This window comes from Williamsia sp. Y712 (assembly GCF_059445525.1).
Genome location: NZ_JCAIUN010000004.1, coordinates 679,322 through 696,323 on the forward strand (window position 1 = coordinate 679,322; position 17,002 = coordinate 696,323).

General features: G+C 64.4%; 17 protein-coding genes and 1 tRNA gene. 9 read left to right on the forward strand and 9 right to left on the reverse strand.

What is annotated here, in order from left to right:
* The first annotated feature begins 48 nt into the window (after positions 1-48).
* Positions 49-1,425, forward strand: a complete 1,377-nt coding sequence (locus AC1D75_RS26310; protein ID WP_495518250.1) for a cytochrome P450 — start codon at positions 49-51, stop codon at positions 1,423-1,425.
* Here AC1D75_RS26310 and AC1D75_RS26315 read toward each other — a convergent pair.
* The 3 genes from AC1D75_RS26315 to AC1D75_RS26325 are packed head-to-tail and all read right to left on the reverse strand — an operon-like array spanning position 1,384 to position 4,074.
* A complete protein-coding gene (locus tag AC1D75_RS26315; protein WP_495518251.1) occupies positions 1,384-2,124 on the reverse strand; it encodes an SDR family oxidoreductase in 741 nt (246 codons plus the stop codon). The two genes, AC1D75_RS26310 and AC1D75_RS26315, sit on opposite strands and share 42 nt — an antisense overlap.
* A gap of 10 nt (positions 2,125-2,134) precedes the next feature.
* Positions 2,135-3,190: a Ca2+-dependent phosphoinositide-specific phospholipase C gene (locus tag AC1D75_RS26320; protein WP_495518252.1), complete on the reverse strand. Its 1,056-nt coding sequence runs from the start codon at positions 3,188-3,190 to the stop codon at positions 2,135-2,137.
* Positions 3,187-4,074 (reverse strand): Fpg/Nei family DNA glycosylase, encoded by an 888-nt coding sequence (locus AC1D75_RS26325; RefSeq protein WP_495518253.1) that lies wholly within the window; start codon positions 4,072-4,074, stop codon positions 3,187-3,189. Before AC1D75_RS26325 ends, AC1D75_RS26320 begins: the two co-directional genes overlap by 4 nt.
* Before the next feature lie 25 nt (positions 4,075-4,099).
* On the opposite strand from AC1D75_RS26325, the gene AC1D75_RS26330 reads away from it, so the two are divergent.
* Positions 4,100-4,846 (forward strand): 3'(2'),5'-bisphosphate nucleotidase CysQ, encoded by a 747-nt coding sequence (locus AC1D75_RS26330; protein ID WP_495518254.1) that lies wholly within the window; start codon positions 4,100-4,102, stop codon positions 4,844-4,846.
* A 64-nt stretch (positions 4,847-4,910) separates the two neighbouring features.
* Here the strand turns inward: AC1D75_RS26330 and cobF are convergent, their stop codons facing one another.
* Positions 4,911-5,681: a precorrin-6A synthase (deacetylating) gene (cobF, locus tag AC1D75_RS26335; protein WP_495518255.1), complete on the reverse strand. Its 771-nt coding sequence runs from the start codon at positions 5,679-5,681 to the stop codon at positions 4,911-4,913.
* A gap of 4 nt (positions 5,682-5,685) precedes the next feature.
* Entirely contained in the window at positions 5,686-6,492 is an 807-nt protein-coding gene (locus AC1D75_RS26340; RefSeq protein WP_495518256.1) for an SDR family oxidoreductase, read from the reverse strand.
* Between the two features lie 147 nt (positions 6,493-6,639).
* Between AC1D75_RS26340 and AC1D75_RS26345 the strand changes: the two genes are divergently transcribed.
* Positions 6,640-7,665 (forward strand): DMT family transporter, encoded by a 1,026-nt coding sequence (locus AC1D75_RS26345; protein ID WP_495518257.1) that lies wholly within the window; start codon positions 6,640-6,642, stop codon positions 7,663-7,665.
* Here the strand turns inward: AC1D75_RS26345 and AC1D75_RS26350 are convergent.
* Positions 7,586-8,872 carry a family 1 glycosylhydrolase gene (locus AC1D75_RS26350; protein ID WP_495518258.1) on the reverse strand — a complete coding sequence of 429 codons (1,287 nt, stop codon included), beginning with the start codon at positions 8,870-8,872 and terminating at the stop codon, positions 7,586-7,588. The genes AC1D75_RS26345 and AC1D75_RS26350 overlap by 80 nt on opposite strands.
* Before the next feature lie 27 nt (positions 8,873-8,899).
* Entirely contained in the window at positions 8,900-9,718 is an 819-nt protein-coding gene (locus tag AC1D75_RS26355) for a maleylpyruvate isomerase family mycothiol-dependent enzyme (protein ID WP_495518259.1), read from the reverse strand.
* A 138-nt stretch (positions 9,719-9,856) separates the two neighbouring features.
* Between AC1D75_RS26355 and phnD the strand changes: the two genes are divergently transcribed.
* The 5 genes from phnD to AC1D75_RS26380 are packed head-to-tail and all read left to right on the forward strand — an operon-like array spanning position 9,857 to position 13,798.
* Positions 9,857-10,756, forward strand: coding sequence for a phosphate/phosphite/phosphonate ABC transporter substrate-binding protein (gene phnD, locus AC1D75_RS26360; protein WP_495518260.1), 900 nt, complete (start codon positions 9,857-9,859; stop codon positions 10,754-10,756).
* A complete protein-coding gene (gene phnC / locus AC1D75_RS26365) occupies positions 10,757-11,572 on the forward strand; it encodes a phosphonate ABC transporter ATP-binding protein (protein ID WP_495518261.1) in 816 nt (271 codons plus the stop codon). It begins immediately after the preceding gene.
* Entirely contained in the window at positions 11,556-12,419 is an 864-nt protein-coding gene (gene phnE, locus AC1D75_RS26370; RefSeq protein WP_495518262.1) for a phosphonate ABC transporter, permease protein PhnE, read from the forward strand. Before phnC ends, phnE begins: the two co-directional genes overlap by 17 nt.
* 3 nt (positions 12,420-12,422) lie before the next feature.
* Positions 12,423-13,199, forward strand: coding sequence for a tyrosine-protein phosphatase (locus tag AC1D75_RS26375; protein ID WP_495518263.1), 777 nt, complete (start codon positions 12,423-12,425; stop codon positions 13,197-13,199).
* A complete protein-coding gene (locus AC1D75_RS26380) occupies positions 13,196-13,798 on the forward strand; it encodes a TetR/AcrR family transcriptional regulator (protein ID WP_495518264.1) in 603 nt (200 codons plus the stop codon). The genes AC1D75_RS26375 and AC1D75_RS26380 overlap by 4 nt, the downstream gene beginning before the upstream one ends.
* 52 nt (positions 13,799-13,850) lie before the next feature.
* On the opposite strand, the gene AC1D75_RS26385 is transcribed toward AC1D75_RS26380, so the two are convergent.
* Positions 13,851-13,926 (reverse strand) — tRNA-Arg (locus AC1D75_RS26385).
* 187 nt (positions 13,927-14,113) lie between these two features.
* Here AC1D75_RS26385 and pgfA point away from each other — a divergent pair.
* The gene (gene pgfA / locus AC1D75_RS26390; RefSeq protein ID WP_495518265.1) at positions 14,114-15,286 is read left to right on the forward strand and encodes a cell envelope lipid trafficking protein PgfA; all 1,173 of its coding nucleotides are present in this window, start codon (positions 14,114-14,116) and stop codon (positions 15,284-15,286) included.
* A 98-nt stretch (positions 15,287-15,384) separates the two neighbouring features.
* On the opposite strand, the gene AC1D75_RS26395 is transcribed toward pgfA, so the two are convergent.
* On the reverse strand, positions 15,385-16,995 hold the full coding sequence (locus tag AC1D75_RS26395; protein ID WP_495518266.1) for a PucR family transcriptional regulator: 1,611 nt from the start codon (positions 16,993-16,995) through the stop codon (positions 15,385-15,387).
* Positions 16,996-17,002 lie beyond the last annotated feature (7 nt).

A 17,002-nucleotide genomic window follows, 5' to 3' on the forward strand; every position in this document is an offset into this window, starting at 1 on the left:
CGATTGGCATCGGCAGATACGGCAACCCACCACATCGAAGGAACGATCATGAGCAAAGTCTTGTCAACGCCACCTCCCGACACCGGGTTGCGCGCGGTCCGGGGTCCGCGAAACCTGCCGCTGATCTCAACGGTGAAACTGGTCCGCCGCCCGGCAGATCTTGCCGCTTCGCTGCGTCGCGACTACGGCGACATCGCTCTGACCAGCGCACTGCGCCGCAAGGTCGTGGTGGCGCAGGGTCCGGCCGCAGCAGAAGAACTGACACTCAATCGCGACAAGGCGTTCTCGAACGAACCCGTCTACGAGTTCGCGTTGGGTAGATTCTTCCGGCGAGGAGTTCTGTTGATGGACTTCGAGGAGCATCACCGGGACCGTCGGATCATGCAACAGGCGTTCACCGCGGACCGACTCGCTGTCTACCACCGGCACGTCGAGGCAAAGGTGCGTCAGTCGATCCAGGAACTTCCGGTCGGCCCGGCCGTCGACCTTCGGACGGAGTTCAAGAATCTCACGTTGGACATCGCCCTCGAAGTGTTCGCGGGCGTTGAACTCGACCGCGCCGAGGCGACCAAGCTCAACCGCGCCTGTGTCGATCTGATCGAGGCGGGCGGCGCGCTGCTCCGCCTCCCGGTCCCGGGGCTTCGGTTCAGTCGTGGCCTGACGGCCCGCCGCCGGCTCGAGAAGTTCTTCGGCGATCTCGTCTCCATGAAACGGTCAGCAGGTGGGGACGACCTGATGTCCGAACTGTGCCGCGCTGAGGTGGACGGTCATCGACTGAGCGACGCCGCGGTGATCGACCACATGATCTTCATGATCTTTGCGGCTCACGACACGGCAACCATCGCGCTCACCGCCACCGCTTTCGAGCTGGCCAAAAGCCCCGAATGGCGCGCCCGGGTACGGACCGAGGTCGAGGCATTGCCGGAGACCATCACCTACGACGATCTGACATCGATGCCACTGGCAGAACGCGTCATGAAGGAGGCGATCCGGCTTCGACCGCCGGTCCCGGTACTGCCGCGCGCAGCGGTGAAGGACACCGAACTGTGCGGGCACCACATCCCGCGGGGCACGTTTGTGGTTGTCCTGGTGGGGGCAAACCATCGTATCGACGACGTGTGGCCCGACCCCACGCACTTCGATCCCGACCGTTTCAGCATGTCCGAACGCGATGCAGGCAGACATCGGATGGCGTGGATGCCGTTCGGCGGCGGTGTACACAAGTGCCTCGGTATGAACTTTGCCCGGATGGAAGTACTCACGGTCCTGCACCGCATGCTTCGCGAGTTCGAGTGGTCTGTGCCAGAGGACTTTTCGATGCCCGCCGCAGACCGCTCATTAACCGTGAACACCGGCTTCCCGGCGACGGTGCGCAGGCGCCGATCAGACCATTCGACGAGTGATGGCAGCCGGCAGGTGGCGTAGCGCCAGGTCGACTGCGGTCCACGGCCAGCGCGGCACCACGGCCCGACTGCGTTCTGACTCGATGGCCGCGACCAGCGCCGCCACCCCGGCCTCCCGATCGGTCATCATCTTCGATTTCACCCCGTTGTTGATGTCGGTGGCGATGTAGCCGGGCAGGATCACGCTGACCTTGATGGGCGAACCGACCAGCTCTGCCTGCAGGCCTTCTCCCAGCGCCGACAGTCCGGCCTTGGACGCCGAATAGGCGGCCTGGGCCTTCGGGAGCCCGTGCACCGCACTCATCGAACTGATCAGCACCAGATGTCCGGAGTTCTGCGCCCGGAAGATCTCCATCGCGGCCTCGATCTGTGCCAGGGCGCCGATCAGATTGGTCTGTACCGTTTCGAGGTTGGCGTGAGCTTTGCCGGTTCCGATCGGTGCGCCCTTGCCCAGGCCGGCGTTCACGATCACCCTGTCGAGGCCACCGAGTTCGTCACGCAGAGCATCGAAAACGACCGGAACGGTGTCGACGTCGGTCACATCGAGGCCGGCCACCGCGATCTGCGAGGCCTGCGCGCCGAGCTCGGACTTCAACTCGTCGAGACGATCGACCCGCCGCGCGCACAGCGCCAGCGCGCGGCCCTGTGCCGCATAGGTTTTGGCCATGCCCTCGCCCAGCCCCGAACTGGCACCGGTGATCAAGATCTTGTTGCGGCTCATGGCAGGCAACCTACCCTCCGGCGTCGGACCACGTCGTCACCGGATTCGGTCGCACCGCAGACCCACCCGGCAGCCGGGACACAAACGTGCCGTCGCCCCACCGAAACGCCAGGCCCGGCACCGGGAAGTCGGTGCTGATCATGTGCGCACCCGAAGCCAACGCCAGCTGTGGCCGACGGTGCTCATCGGCCTTCGCGGTCGACACCGGGTCATCGGATCGGGTCCGGACCAGATATCCGCGGTTCACCAGCTCACGGATCCGCAAGAACCCCTGTCCGCGAGGATCGTTGTGCATGATGAACGCCGAATCGGATTGTCCGGGAGGTGGAGTCGTGAATGCCACCCGGCCTTGCAGGCTCGGCCGTCCGATGCGGTAGTTGTCGCGGATGTAATCCTGGTCGCCGTAGTCCAAGAAGAACAGCACCGTTCCACGGACGTCGTCCACCCGCGGCCAGCCCGATTCCAGCACAGCGCGCTCCAACGTCGGTGCGGCGCCACGGATTCGGTCAGGAGTCAACAGTGACGCCTCACCGAACACCGAATGGATCTCGGCGTCGAGTGCGTCGAGTATCGCCGGCGACCAACGCGGCACCCGGGCACCCCGCAACAGCAGCGCCCAGGGCCACGACGCCTTGAGCTCGAGTTGGATCACCACCGGCACATGCCCGGGATGTGCATCCGACCAGAGCTTCACGGTCTGCAGCGCACCGCGCATCGTCGGGCAACCGGTCCGGTAGTCGGCGTCCGGTGCGTGCATCACCTTGAACCCGGGCAGGCGCCAGAGCGGTTCGGGGCGTGGTCCCCGGCCGCGCCACCTGCGTGCCAACGGACGCATATACCGTCCGCCGTCGGGATCGGGATAGAGGTCCAGCTCGATCCCCCGCACGTGCTGATCGCCGAGTTGCTGATCGAGCGGAAGATGTTCGTAGCGGTATGAATCCAGGTCCGACCCCATCAGCCATCCGAATCGCTCGTCGGGCGGCATCATCCGGTGTGACGAGTTGTGGGTGGCCATGAACTGGATCTGGTTGAGCTGCAAGCCCGCCGGAAGCGGATCTGTGCTCACTTGAGCAATCTCGACATCCGGCGATCGGCCAGGACCTTTCCGCCGGTCTGGCAGGTCGGGCAATACTGGAAGGACCTGTCGGTGAACGAGACCTCGCGCACGGTGTCACCGCAGATCGGGCAGGGTAGACCGGTGCGTGCATGGACACGCAGACCAGACCGCTTCTCCCCCTTCAGCTTCGCCACCTCCTGGCCTTCGAGCCGCCCGATTGCGCCTCGCAGGACCTCACCGATGGCCGAGTACAGCGCATCGACCTGGTCGGGGGTCAGGGTTTTCGACGTCGCGAAGGGCGACAACTTGGCGGTGTGCAGGATCTCGTCGCTGTAGGCGTTGCCCACACCCGAGAGGATCCGCTGGTCGGTCAGTACCGTCTTGATCCGCGCCCCCGAGGTTTTCAGCAACGCGGCCAGTTCGTCCCGGCTCAGTGACAACACATCAGGACCGAGTGTCTTGATCCGTTCGACCTCGGCGGGATCGCGGACGATCCACACCGCCAGGCGTTTCTGGGTACCGGCCTCTGTGACGTCGAAACCTTCACCGGGCAGCCCGCAGTGCACGCGCAAGGCGATCGGTCCCTTGCCGCCCGGACGCGGCGGAGCCGGTGACAGGTTGTCCGACCACCGCAGCCATCCGGCCCGCGACAGATGGATGATCAGATGGATCGGGCCGTCATCGGCACTGTCGCTCGGTCCAGCTGTGGTGATGACCAGGTACTTTCCGATCCTGGTCACCGACTCGATGGTTCTGCCCGCCAGCGCGGTGTACGGCGGGTCGGCGGTTTTGAGCACCGCCAGCGATGCCACGTCGACACGACGAATCGGAAATCCGGTAGCCCGGCCGTCGACGTAGTCGGCGATGGCCTGCACCTCAGGTAACTCCGGCATGAGGACAGTATGTTCTAGTAACCAGATGCGCTCCAGTGGTTCGGTGACCGACGCCGAGTTGGCCAGAATGTTGGCCGAAGGCGCCGGGAAGATCCTGGTGGACATCCGGTATCAGCATTTGCTCGGCGGATATCTGCTCGGTGATGTCGGCGATGCAATGGCACAGGCCTGGATCGGTGCGGTTCTCTCACAGCACCGACCGGCTGACGCGGTGCTCTCGGAAGAGGCCACCGACAACGGTCGGCGGCTCACCTCCGACCGGGTCTGGATCATCGACCCGCTCGACGGCACCCGCGAGTTCGCCTCGGGCCGCGACGACTGGGCGGTCCACATCGCCCTGACGATCGATGGTCAACCGGCCGACTGCGCGGTCTCGCTGCCGGCAATCGGCGAGGTGTACACCACCGATACCGTGCCGACGGTCGACGGCGAATTGACCGGCCGAATGGTTGCCTCGCGGGGTTGGGCCTCTTACGAGTCCGGCCACGTCTCACAGCGACTCGGACTCGACATGATTCCGATCGGTTCGGCAGGCGCCAAGGCGATGGCCGTCGTCCGCGGCGATGCCGATGCCTACGTCCATGCCGGTGGGCAGTACGAATGGGACAACTGCGCGCCGGTCGGGGTCGCTCAGGCCGCCGGGCTGCATTGCAGCCGCATCGACGGCACCGAGCTCGAATACAACCGCCGCAGTCCGTTCATGCCCGACTTTGTCATCTGCCGCTCCGAACTCCGCGACCCGATCCTGTCCGCACTCGCCGAAATCGCCTAGCCCCGCCCGATAGTGTGCCCTTTTGGCGGTGCCGACCTGGGCTTTTGTTCGCCAAAAGACCACATCATCGGGGTTTGCGGAGCAGGTAGATGTCCATGATCCAGCCGTGGTGCGCTCGGGCGGAGTTGCGGGTGTCGCGGATCTGCTCACCGACCGCACCGACGGTGCCGGAGATCAGGATCTGATCGGGTGTGCCCACATAGGCGCCCCACCAGATGTGATCGTCGGGCGCTGCCGTCTGCAGGAATGTGCAATCCGCGTCGAGCATCACCACCTGATTGGTCGCCACCCCCGCCGGGGTGTCGGCCAGCCGGCGGCCGGTGGTGATGTGGATGGGCTCACCGATGCGGTTGAGCAGGATCTTGTGCGCGGCGGTCAACGACGCAAAACTCGTGATGCCCGGGATCACGCTGTGGTCGAGGTCCAGGCGTCCGCGCGCGACGATGGTGTCGACGATGCGCAAGGTGCTGTCATACAGCGCCGGATCACCCCAGACCAGGATTCCCCCGACACCGTCCTCGCCCAGTTCGTCGGTCAGGGCCTGCTCGATGAGGTCGGCGCGGGCGTCGTGCCAGCGACGGACCTCGGCGGCGTAGTCGTCCGGACGTCGGTCACGCGGCGGATCGGGGACCTCGACGAACCGGTACTCCCCGTCGAGGTAACGGTCGCAGATCTCCCGACGCAGGCCCACGAGGGACTGTTTGACCGCAACACCACGCTCGGGGGCTTTGTCGAGGACAAAAAATGTGTCGACGGATTTCATCGCGTCGATGGCCTCGATGGTGATCTGACGTGGATCGCCCGGCCCGATGCCGATGACCAGTAGCTTCCGCATGTCCTCAGGGCCTGGCCTTCGAAAGTCCATGGAATCTGCCGGTGATGTCGCCGATCGTCCGACGCGGCAGGACGCGACGCAGTGCGAATACGATCGGTGCGCGGTTCCCCTTGGCGTACAGCGGCTTCGGGTCCTTCGACAGCGCCGCCTCGACGACCACTTCGGCCATCGGCCCGACGGTCAGACCGGCATCTTCGTTGCGGCGGGTGGCTGCGGCGACGGTGTCGTAGTCGCCGCGATAGGGCGAATTGTCGGAGATGAAGTACCCACGCCGGTCGCCGATACCGGTGGCGATGGTCCCCGGCTCCACGGTGCAGATCGCGATCCCGAACGGCGCGAGCTCACGGCGACTGCCGTCCGCGAAGGCCTTGAGCGCCGACTTCGTGGCGCCATACGACGACCGAAAGGCCAGCGGGAAACTCGAGAGCATCGACCCGACCATCACGATGGTGCCGCGCCTGCGTTCCCGCATACCCGGCAGAAGCGCCTTGGTCAGCGCGATCGGCCCGAGAACATTGGTCGCGAACAGCTTTTCGATGGCCTCCATCGGGGTGTCCTCGAGTGGGCCCATCTGCGATTCGCCTGCGTTGTTGATCAGGATGTCGACGGCGCCGGCCTGCTCCGCGCAGCGCGCAATACTGGCCGGGTCATTCTGGTCGAGTTCGAGGTAGGTGACACCGGGGATCGGATTCTCGATGGCGCCGGGCCTGCGGCTGGTACCCATCACGGTCAGTCCGCGGGCAACCATCTGACGGGCGACTTCGGCACCGATCCCGCTCGATGCACCGGTGATCAACACGGTTTGGCTCATCGCTCAACACTAGGTCCCGGCCCTCACTCACGGCACCGGCACACCCCGCCATCGCCCAAGCTGTGAAAAATCAGTGGCGCAGCTGGGAAATACCTGAGCATCCTGGAGGTGTTGCAACCAAGAAGTGCATGCGAAGGGAAAAACGAAATGCTGCTCGGAGTGAGCTTGGCCGTCATCGCGGCAGTGGGCTACGGCCTGTCGTCGGTGATGCAGGCCCTCGGGGCACGGCAGACCGCCCGGGCGAACCTCGGCGACGAGCGGATGTCCACCGCCGACGGGTCACCCTCGTGGCGATCCACCGTCGCCACCGCGATGACCGGGGTTTTTGTCGCTGGTGCGATCTTCGACGTACTCGGATTTGTTGCCGGCGCAGGCGCGGCGCGGATGCTGCCGCTGTTCCTGTCGCAGACCATTGTCGCGGGCAACCTCATCATCACGGCACTTCTCGGGATCCGCCTACTCGGGATCAAACTGCACCCGCGCGACTACGTCGCGATGGGCACGGTATTGGTGGCGCTGCTGCTCTTGGGTTCGGCGTCGCAGCCGCACAGCGATCACCCGACGCCGCCATCGTTGCATTGGGCACTGCTTGCCATCACCGTCGTGCTGGTGATTTTGTCGCTGTTCACGGTTCGCCGGATGGGGCGAGCCGGATCGGTGGCCGCCGGCGCCGCAGCGGGCCTGTTGTTCGGCGCTGTCGTGATCGGCGTCCGCATTCTCGACGGCATCGATCCGCTCTCATTGCCGACCATCCTGGCCGATCCGGCCGCGTGGGTGATCGCCATCGCGGGTGCGGCGGGGTTCTATCTGCACACCGTGGCGCTGCAACTGGGCGAGGTGAACGGGTCGACGGCGGCGCTGGTTGTCGGGGAGACCGCGGCGCCTGGGATCGTCGGGGTGCTCTGGCTCGGTGACTCGACGGTGCCCGGCATGCAGTGGCTGGCGCTCGCCGGATTCACGTTCGCAGTCCTCGGCGCGGTTGCGGTTGCGATGTTCGGATCTGCCGAGGCAGAACGCTCGGCGCAGGAGAATCTGACCGGCGCGGGACAATCGGCCGGATCAGAATTCGATGACGGCTTTGATCAGTCGGCGTTCACCGTACCGGCTGACTGCAGCTCGTTGGAGCATCCACAAGAGAACAAAAATCAGCCGGGCGGGTGGGCCGATAGTTGACCGGAACGCCTCCGTTGGCGATGATCTCGGCGTAGGCCGCGACGGCGGAAGTGGGCTTGCGGGTCAGCGTCGGATCCGAGGTCGCATCCACCTGATAGAGACCGAAACGTGGTGTGTAGCTACCCCACTCGTAGTTGTCGGTGATCGACCAGTAGTTGTATCCGACCACGTTCATCCCGTCGGCTCGGGCCCTGGTGATCCAGTACGCCGCATCGCGCAGTTGATCTTCCCGTTGATACCGGTCAGGTCGCGCCTTCCCATTCTCGGTGGGGATTCCGTTCTCGACGATGTACAGGGGCATGCCCGGGAACTTCCGCGCGTAGTAGCGCAGCGCGTAGTAGAGGCCATCAGCCGACGATGAAGCCTTCCAGAACTGTTCGGTCGCAGCGTTGTACGTGTTGAGATCCGTCGCCGCCACCGAGTAGTAGTAGTCGATACCGACAAAGTCCTGCTTGTCTGCGATCCGATCGAGAAACATCGCGTCCAGTGCAGGTTGGACGGTCGGCAGATACGCAGAGTTCGACGTCACCCAGGCTCCGGGCTGAATCGAGTGGATGTGGTCGTAGATGCTGCGATGGACACGCACCAGTTGATCGAGCATCAACGGGACGTTCCGCGCTTCGATACCGCCGAAAGACAATTCCTTGAGGTAGGTATAGACGATCGGCTCATTGATGGTGACCCAGATGGGGTTGAACTGGGCATAGCGGTCAACCACCTTGCGTGCGTTGGCAAGCCAACTCTGCGCCATGCTCGGATCGTTCCAGCCGCCACGGTCGGCCACCCATCCCGGGTACACCCAATGATCCAACGTGATCATCGGACGCATCCCGGCCAGCAGGATGTAGTGCATCACGCGGTCGTAGTATTCGAGCTCGCGCTGATCCCACATGCCCGGCTGCGGCTGGATTCTGGCCCACTCCACGCTGAATCGGTACACGCTCACGCCCATGGCCTTGGCGTTGTTGATGTCCTCTTCAAAGCGATTCCGGAAGTCGACCGACGTGCCCACCGGGTCATCGACGCCATCACTGTTCGAGTACCGCAACCAGTTGCTGTCGGGAGAGGAACCCTCGGCCTGAAATCCGGCTGACCCGACACCCCAGAGAAATCCGGACCCGAGTCCGTTGTCCTGGGCGGCGGCGGGTGCGGCCGGAATCGCGATCACACATATCAGCGGGAGAATCACCGCCAACAGTCGTCGCATCTTCCCTACCCAGGATTCGCTGCCCACTCACATCACATAGGCCAAGTTGGCCAGTATCTTTTCGCCGAGCACCCGGTCACCGTCGATGACAGCGGACCGAAGATCACCGGTCGATCGGCCCCCGACCAGCCGGGCAAATTCAGCATAATTGATCACTAAGGTCAGATCTGGAATTCGATCGAGTTCATCGACAATTCCCGCCCGGCCGTCGACCGCGATGTTCAACGTCCGCGACACCGATCCCTCGATGACGATGCGGATCCGGCTACCGTCCGGGGCGCCGGCCTTCTTCCCGACGACAAACGGCATGCTGGCCGCGACCTCGTCCAACGCCACCTCGGCGGCGATCCGATCGACGGGCAAGGACAGACCAAGCGAGTCGCAGAGGTCCAACTCGTGCATCCAGCAGTCGAACACCCGTATCCGGATGAATCGGCCATACGTGTCCGGGCCTGCAGGCGTGAACGAATCAGCGTCGAAGTCGGCCTGACCCATCATCGCCAACGCACTCTTCCGCCGAGCGATGACATCCCGATAGTCGGCCAGTACGGTCTCCCGATCCTGCGCTCGATAGAACTCGAGCCAGCGTTCATTCATCACGCCGATGCTGTTGTGGACGTGGTCGAAGGCATCGACCTCGGCGGCCACCTCCGGTAACGCATCACCGAGCAGCATGCGTTCGGTGGTCATGACATGGGCCACCACGTCACCCACCGACCATCCGGGCAGGATCGAGGGAGCGTGCCACTGGTCGTCGCTCAGTGGCGTCGCCAAGGTTTCGACAGATGACCACGCAGCCGACATTGCGTCGACGAGTGGTTCCTTCGGCAAGATCGTTCGGCTCATGGCTGATGACGATACGTCGAACGCCCCAGTCGTAGATGTTCATCTGGACGCAATTTCGATGTCGCCGTTTCCGTAATTCCCGTCTATTTGCGCAGGGTTGCATTCCCTTTCGGTAACACCGCTTCCGAAAGGTCCCCCGTGAACAAGCGTCTCTCCCTGACCGCCGCCCTCCTTGCGGTCGCCGCTCTTGCGCTCAGCGCCTGCAGCTCCGATTCCGCCGACGACACCTCGTCTGAACCGCAGACCACCGTCACGGTCGCCATGACACCCATCGGCGACGACGTCACCGCATCGAACCCCGTCGATGTGTTCACCGACCTGGTCGGCGAGGCCACCGGGATGAGTGTCGACGTCACCGACGTGCCCGACTACCTCAGCGTTGTCGAAGCCTTGCGAAGCCAGCACGTCGACCTCGGTCTGATGAGCGCCTTCCCGTCGGCACTGGCCGTGAACACCGGTGAGGTCGACCCGCTGTTGGCGTTTGCATCGGACGGCAAACCGGTATCGACCTGCATGGTGATGGCGGACTCCGATATCAATGCACTCGAAGACCTACGCGGAAAGAAGATCGCCTTCGCCGATCAGGCGTCGAGTAGCGGATACTTCATGCCCGTTCACATGCTCGCTCAAGCCGGCCTGACCCAGGGCAAGGATTACGAAGCCATCTTTGCCGGCGGACACGATGCCGGATGGGCCGCACTGAAACAGGGCAGCGTCGACGCCTCGTGCACGGCCAACGTACTGACCTCGATGGCGGTCGAGTACGGCATCTTCACCGAGGGCGAAACCCGCAACATCGGACAGAGTGCGTCGATGCCCGTGTCGATGGTCATCCTGGTGCGCAGCGAGATGAATCAGGCAACCCGCGACAAGCTCCTCGAAGTGCTTCCCGGAGTCTTCGCCGACCACGCCGATGAACTCGGTGTTCTCGCGCAGGGAACCACCGGTGAGCCGATCCTGAACCCGGATTCCTCGATCTTCGATCCGCTGAACGAGATCGCCGCGGTCGCCGGTGTCCAGCTCAAGGACTTGGGTTAAATGGCAGAAACAGCGCTCGCCGCACCCATCCACGGCGACTCCGTCCGGACCCCCGAGCCGACAATCGTGACCGGGCGCGGTATCCGCGTCACCTACGGCGACTCCGTTGCGCTCGACGGTGTCGACATCGACCTGCACCCCGGTGAGGTGGTGGCACTGCTCGGATCATCGGGCTCCGGGAAGTCGACACTGATGCGGACCATCACCGGATTCACACCGCTGGCCGGCGGCTCGCTCGTCGTCGCCGACCGCGACGTCACGCGCACCTCCAAACGCGACATGAGGCATCTGCGTTCGGAAGTGGGTCATGTCTTCCAGCAGTTCAACCTGATCCCGCGACTGTCGGTGATGACCAATGTCCTCACCGGTGGACTACATCGGGCCGGTCCGGTCAACTGGCTGGGCGGATTCTCGTCCGCCCAGCGCACGCGGGCTCTGGAACTGCTCGACCGGGTCGGAATCGAGAACAAGGCCACCTCACCGGCCCGGTCACTGAGCGGCGGCCAACAGCAGCGGGTGGCGATTGCACGTGCACTGATGCAGCAACCCCGATTGATCTTGGCCGACGAACCGGTGGCCTCACTCGATCCACGCCTGGCCGCCTCGGTGCTCTCGCTTCTGCGCGACATCGCGCACTCCGAAGGCATCCCCGTTCTGATCAGTCTGCACGTGGTCGATCTCGCGCTGCAGTACAGCGATCGGATCATCGGATTGCAGCACGGACACACCATGATCACCGACCACACGAGCAACCTCTCGGCAGACGACCTGACCCCGCTCTACGACCAGGAGGCCCCCGGTGCCGACGACGACTGAACGGGTCACCTCAACCGACACCGTGCCCAAGCGAAACAACCGCCAACCCGAGTTGAGTCCGGAAGATCGGCAACGGCTCACCAGTGCGTTCCATCTCCCCCGACGTGGGGTGCTCGCCGCGCTGCCCGTTGCCGCCATTGTTCTGATCTGGTCGTTTGCCGGCGGCGAGTTCAACTTCACCAAGCTCGCCGACGGTTCGGTCAACATGTGGGAGTTCCTGTCCCGCCTGTTTCCGCCGACGTGGGACAAGTTCGACGTCATCGTCGAATTGCTGATCGAAACCGTACAGATGGCCGTGGTCGGGACCGTGTTGGGCGCACTGTGCTCACTCGTGATGGCCTTCGCCGCAGCGAGCAACATCAGTCCGCCCTGGGTCTACTACCCGACCCGCTGGATCATGAACATCATCCGTTCGGTACCCGAGTTGGTCTTTGCGTTGATGTTCGTCTCGGCGGTCGGACTCGGACCTTTCGCCGGCATTCTCGCAATGACGCTCGGCTCCATCGGAACGATCGGCAAGGTATATGCCGAAGCGATGGAAGCCGTTGACACCGGCCCGATCACAGCTCTCGAGTCGGTGGGCGCCGGTCGCCGCCAGGTTGTCGGCTATGCCATCGTGCCGCAGGCCGCGCCCATGCTCGTCTCGTACACGCTGCTGCTCTTCGAAGGCAATGTCCGCGGAGCCACCATCCTCGGCATGGTCGGTGCCGGCGGAATCGGACTCGAATTGACCACGGCCATGCGCATGTACAACTACGGCCACCTCAGCGCCATCATCATCAGCATCGTCGTCCTGGTCACGGTCATCGACCGGATCAGCGCGATCATCAGAAGAAAGCTCACCTGACCCATGACACTTCAATTCGCGTCCACACCACTGCCACTGTCCATCCCGGTCAACCTACGAGACCTCGGCGGTATCCCGACCGCCACCGGCGTGATCCGCCCCGGAAAAATTCTGCGAGCCGACGACTTGTCGCTGGTCACAATCGATTTCGCCGCAGAGCTGGTGGCGGACGGTCTGAGTGCGGTCATCGATCTCAAGAGTGCACAGGAAACCGGGACCACCGGCCGTGGCCCGCTGGCCGATCTCGGTGTCGCCTACCATCACCTGCCACTGCTCACCCAATTCCCAACGGATACACATGCGTTGGCGGGTCCGAGGGATGCGGTCGGGATGGGTGAGGGCTACGCCGACCTGTACGAATCATCGGCAGGCGCACTGGTGAACGCTCTGGCGCTGACCGCCTTCAGTCAGGGCACCATTGCATTTCACTGCGCGGCAGGCAAAGACCGCACAGGAGTGCTCGCCGCGGCGATACTCCTCGCGCTCGGCGCAGATGACGAGGCGATCATCGCCGACTATGCCGCCACCGGACCGAATGTCCAGGCGATCAAAGCCAGAACCGAACCGTCGATGCGCCAGTTGATCGCCGCGACCGGAATCGATCTGAGCCAATACTCCGCTGCCGCCACCGGCGAGGACTTCTCGGAAGAGGCCATGTCCACGATGTTGCGGACACTGCGCGAACGTCACGGAGACCCGCTCGGCCCCTTGCGCGCGGCCGGACTCACCGACGGGTTGATCGACACCCTGCACCGGCGTGTGACGTCGGCACCCGCGTGAACCCGGCAGGCGGGGCCGCGCCAACCGCCGCGCGGCCCGGGCGGCCGTTCGATGTCGACGTCGAATCGCGGGTGTTCGCCGCAGTGCTGGCATTGCTCCGTGAATCGCCTTCGCATCGCGACGTCACCACTCGCGCGATCGCGCGACGCGCCGGAGCCGGACTGGGAACCATCTACCGCCGGTGGTCCACGAGGGAAGAGCTCATCGTCGCCGCACTCAACAGCATCCGCCCGTCAGAACAGTTCGAGCCCACCGGCAACTTTGTCGCGGACATCCTGCAGATCATGGGGATAACCGGCAACCAGCTGACCCCGGAACAGGCGGAGGCCGCACACATTCGCATTCAGCTGGGTCTGAGCGATCCCAAGATCCGGGATCTCAACCACGCCCGGCACACCAGCCACCGTCGGCACCGTCTCCAGGAGGCGATCGATCGCGGGGTCGGTGCCGGCCAGGTCGATCTCTCGATCCCTGCCGACCACTTGATCGATGCCATCGTCGGTGTGGTCGCCTACCAGCACCTGGGCGGCGACCCCATCGGTCCCGGCATCGAGGCGTCGTTGCGGTCATTGCTCTCACTTGTCACCACCGACAAGTGAGCAGTCACCGTGAGCCACCGCTGCGTGCAATTGTCCACCCATTCGGCGGACGTGGTGCCCTAGGCAGGATTCGAACCTGCGACCTACCCTTTAGGAGAGGGTTGCTCTATCCCCTGAGCTACTAAGGCGCTTCGCGTGACGACTTTACCTGCGCGCTGACAATACCCGGGGCCGGGCACGAAGTAAGCCCCGAATGCGCCCCTCCCAACACGCCAGGTATGCCGGAATCGGTGACCAGGCGCAACCGATCGGACGGCTGCTGTAATACTGAACTCGCTTGTCGCCGTTTGAGAGGGGTATGACATCAAGAAGATTTTGGCACCGGCGTTGATCTTCATCGGGATCGCCATGGTGACCGCCGCAATCGCAGTACCGTTGTGGCTGGTTCCCAAGCTCAAAGTGGTTCCGTTGGACCTCGACATCACCTCTGTGGCGACGTCGGTTCCCGCAGGACTGACCGATGACAACAACACCCCGGCACGCGTCTTCAACCGCTGTTCGATCAGCGAACCGAAGGCACAGGTCTTGGATGCGCATCTGACCCAGCAGCGTCGCAGCATCATCATCGACCCGTCCGATTCCGATCAGGCAACACTGCAGTCCGGACAGACCGTGGTGATCGATCTGATTCGCGACGGCGACGAGACCTACGAGCCCACCGCAGAGCCGGCCAATGCCCAGCGCACATGTGAGGACGCCGTCCTCACCTCGAACGTCGACGTCGTGTCCGTCGATCGCGACACCAGCAAGCCGAACGGCAACATCGCCCGCATCCACACCGTCCAGGCACCCGAAGGCACGGTGACCATCGAGGACACCGACAACTTCGTCGAAGCGCCTCGCGAGGGATATCAGTACAAGTTCGGCTTCGACGTCGAGAAGACCGATCAGGTCTACTACGACTCGAACTCCCGACAGGACGTCACCGCCACGTTCGTCGAAGAAGAAGAGATCAACGGCCTCACCGCATACCATTTCGTCAGCGACGTGCCCGAGGTCGATCAGGTGACACTTCCGACGCCCAACGGGGAGCCCGCGCTCGGCACCTCGCTGGAGATGCCGGCGAGTTGGTGGGGCATCGAAGGAGTCCCGCCCACCGAAAAGGTCGTGATGGACCGCTTCGCAAAGTCCACGCGCCACGTCTGGGTGGAGCCGCAGACCGGCACCATCCTCAAGGGCCTGGAAGAGCAGCATCAGTACTTCAAGTCCCCGGGCTGGGAAGATCCTGATCTGGCCCAGCCGATCCGCGACTTCCAGATGGACGCGTTCGCCGCGACCATGGCGTGGCAGGACACCACCGTCGAACGGCAGTCCGACAAGGCTTCGGGCTATGTCGATCAGCTCCGCCTCGGTGGCGTGATCCTTCCGGCGATCCTCGGCACCGTCGGCGGTCTGCTCTTCATCGCAGGTGTGGTCCTGCTGTTCCGGCGTCCCACCCCGGCGACGGTCTCCGCCACTGCCAACACCGAGCAGTTCCCGAGGAGCTGACCCCACCGGCGGTCCGCCTCTCTCAAGAACGCCACAAGAGCCCTCGAGCGAAAGCTCGGGGGCTCTTGTCATATTCGGTCTCGGACTGTGCTCAGCGATCAAATACGAAGTGCAAGCGCCACCACCAGGCGGGAAGCGGGATCGGCCAGGTCCAACCCCGTCAATTCCCGGGTTCGCCGTAACCGGTACCGCAGGGTGTTCGGATGGATGTGCAACTCGCCTGCCGCCGCCCGGACATCTCCGAACGCGTCCAGGTAGGCCCGGACGCTCGGTATCAAATCGGTCCCGTGCGCGGCATCATAGCTACGGAGTTCGGCCACCCGAGGATCCACCAGTTCTGGGTTGGCGGCCAACAATCCGACGATTTCGCCGAGGAGCACCGGGGTCCGTGACTGCTCGATCGTGGTCACGGTGTCGATGAGCGAGCCCTCGCGGCGCGCTGCGTCGATCACCCGGTCGACCTCGACCCGCAATCTGGCCGCATCGATCACACCGGCGCCTTCGGCGACCACGGCCCGGATCCGCACCCCGAATCCGCGTTTGGCCGCATCGACGGTCTCCCGCGCCCACCGCACCGTCGCAGGCCCACTGCTCGTCCGCGGGAACAGCACGTACACCCGTCCACCGACCGCAGCGGTCACGGAGTCCGGCCGAAAAGCACTGGCGTGCAGCGTGAGCGCCGGCAGGTTCTGCTCCCCTCGATCACCTCCCCCGTCCGCGTCATCGTCACGTTCCCGCGCCGCCAGGCCGACAACAACCACCGGACCGTCTGACGGAATGTTCAGCGCCTGAGCAAGATAGGCGACGTCGACGCCTTCGCCCCGAAAGCCGAGCAAGCGCTGAACCTGTTCGCCGTGAACAGATGGCATCGCCGCCGACTGCGCGATGATGCGGGCGGCAACGGCGGACGCACCTTTGATGATCTCCGCAGAGTCCGGCGCGAGGTCGACCTCGGCCTGCTGCAACCAGAGCGTTCCCAGATACGTTGTCCCGCGTGGTCCGCGGATGCCGACGGCCAGGCGTGGGCGAAGCCCCAGATCGTCGCGCCGGGCCACCGAGACCACCTCCGGCCCGGCCCGTAGAGCGCCGAAAACCCCCCACTGCCGCAGCCAGTCGAGCATCTCCGGCGGACCTTCGCGACCGAGGATCGACAGTCGACGCAATTGGTCGGCGTGCTCATCGGAGGTGCTGTAGGCCAGAACGTGCGAGTCCGCGTCCTCGATGCTCACGAGTCCGCCGGTCCGGTCCGCGACGGCTTGGGCCAGCGCGAACAGATCACCGGCGGTTCCGCTGGCCATCGACTCCGCCGTTCCGGCACGCGCCTGCTCCAGCACTCGCCCGATCAGGTTGTAGATGCGCTCCCAGCGGGCGTGTGGGTCAACGGCCACGACCGCAACGCCTGCACCCGCCGCCCGACGCACCAACGTCGCCGTCGGCGACTTCACCAGCATCGCGGTGGGGGTCCGGGTCCCGAGTGTCGCCAGCCAGGCGATCACCTGATCGCAGCCCACACCGACCAGCAGCGCGAGATCGGCGCCGCGGGCCGCCCGGCCCACGCCCAGGCGCAGATCGTCGTCGTCGAGTAGAGCCATCGACGACACGGACCGATCCAGACCTTCGGGCGCTTCGACCAGCGTCACCAGCGTGCCGTCCAAGGCCAGGAGTAGGCGCCCGAGCGTGATCGACGCCGATTTACCAGGTTCGGACATCCGCAGC

Bases quoted from the DNA above. Each gene is read 5' to 3' on its own strand.
- cobF (WP_495518255.1), bottom strand. From the start codon at position 5,681: ATGCGGAAGCTACTGGTCATCGGCATCGGGCCGGGCGATCCACGTCAG.
- AC1D75_RS26375 (WP_495518263.1), top strand. From the start codon at position 12,423: ATGACACTTCAATTCGCGTCCACACCACTGCCACTGTCCATCCCGGTC.
- AC1D75_RS26350 (WP_495518258.1), bottom strand. From the start codon at position 8,872: ATGCGACGACTGTTGGCGGTGATTCTCCCGCTGATATGTGTGATCGCG.
- AC1D75_RS26355 (WP_495518259.1), bottom strand. From the start codon at position 9,718: ATGAGCCGAACGATCTTGCCGAAGGAACCACTCGTCGACGCAATGTCG.
- AC1D75_RS26330 (WP_495518254.1), top strand. From the start codon at position 4,100: ATGCGCTCCAGTGGTTCGGTGACCGACGCCGAGTTGGCCAGAATGTTG.
- AC1D75_RS26340 (WP_495518256.1), bottom strand. From the start codon at position 6,492: ATGAGCCAAACCGTGTTGATCACCGGTGCATCGAGCGGGATCGGTGCC.
- phnC (WP_495518261.1), top strand. From the start codon at position 10,757: ATGGCAGAAACAGCGCTCGCCGCACCCATCCACGGCGACTCCGTCCGG.
- AC1D75_RS26395 (WP_495518266.1), bottom strand. From the start codon at position 16,995: ATGTCCGAACCTGGTAAATCGGCGTCGATCACGCTCGGGCGCCTACTC.
- AC1D75_RS26310 (WP_495518250.1), top strand. From the start codon at position 49: ATGAGCAAAGTCTTGTCAACGCCACCTCCCGACACCGGGTTGCGCGCG.
- AC1D75_RS26315 (WP_495518251.1), bottom strand. From the start codon at position 2,124: ATGAGCCGCAACAAGATCTTGATCACCGGTGCCAGTTCGGGGCTGGGC.
- AC1D75_RS26345 (WP_495518257.1), top strand. From the start codon at position 6,640: ATGCTGCTCGGAGTGAGCTTGGCCGTCATCGCGGCAGTGGGCTACGGC.
- AC1D75_RS26325 (WP_495518253.1), bottom strand. From the start codon at position 4,074: ATGCCGGAGTTACCTGAGGTGCAGGCCATCGCCGACTACGTCGACGGC.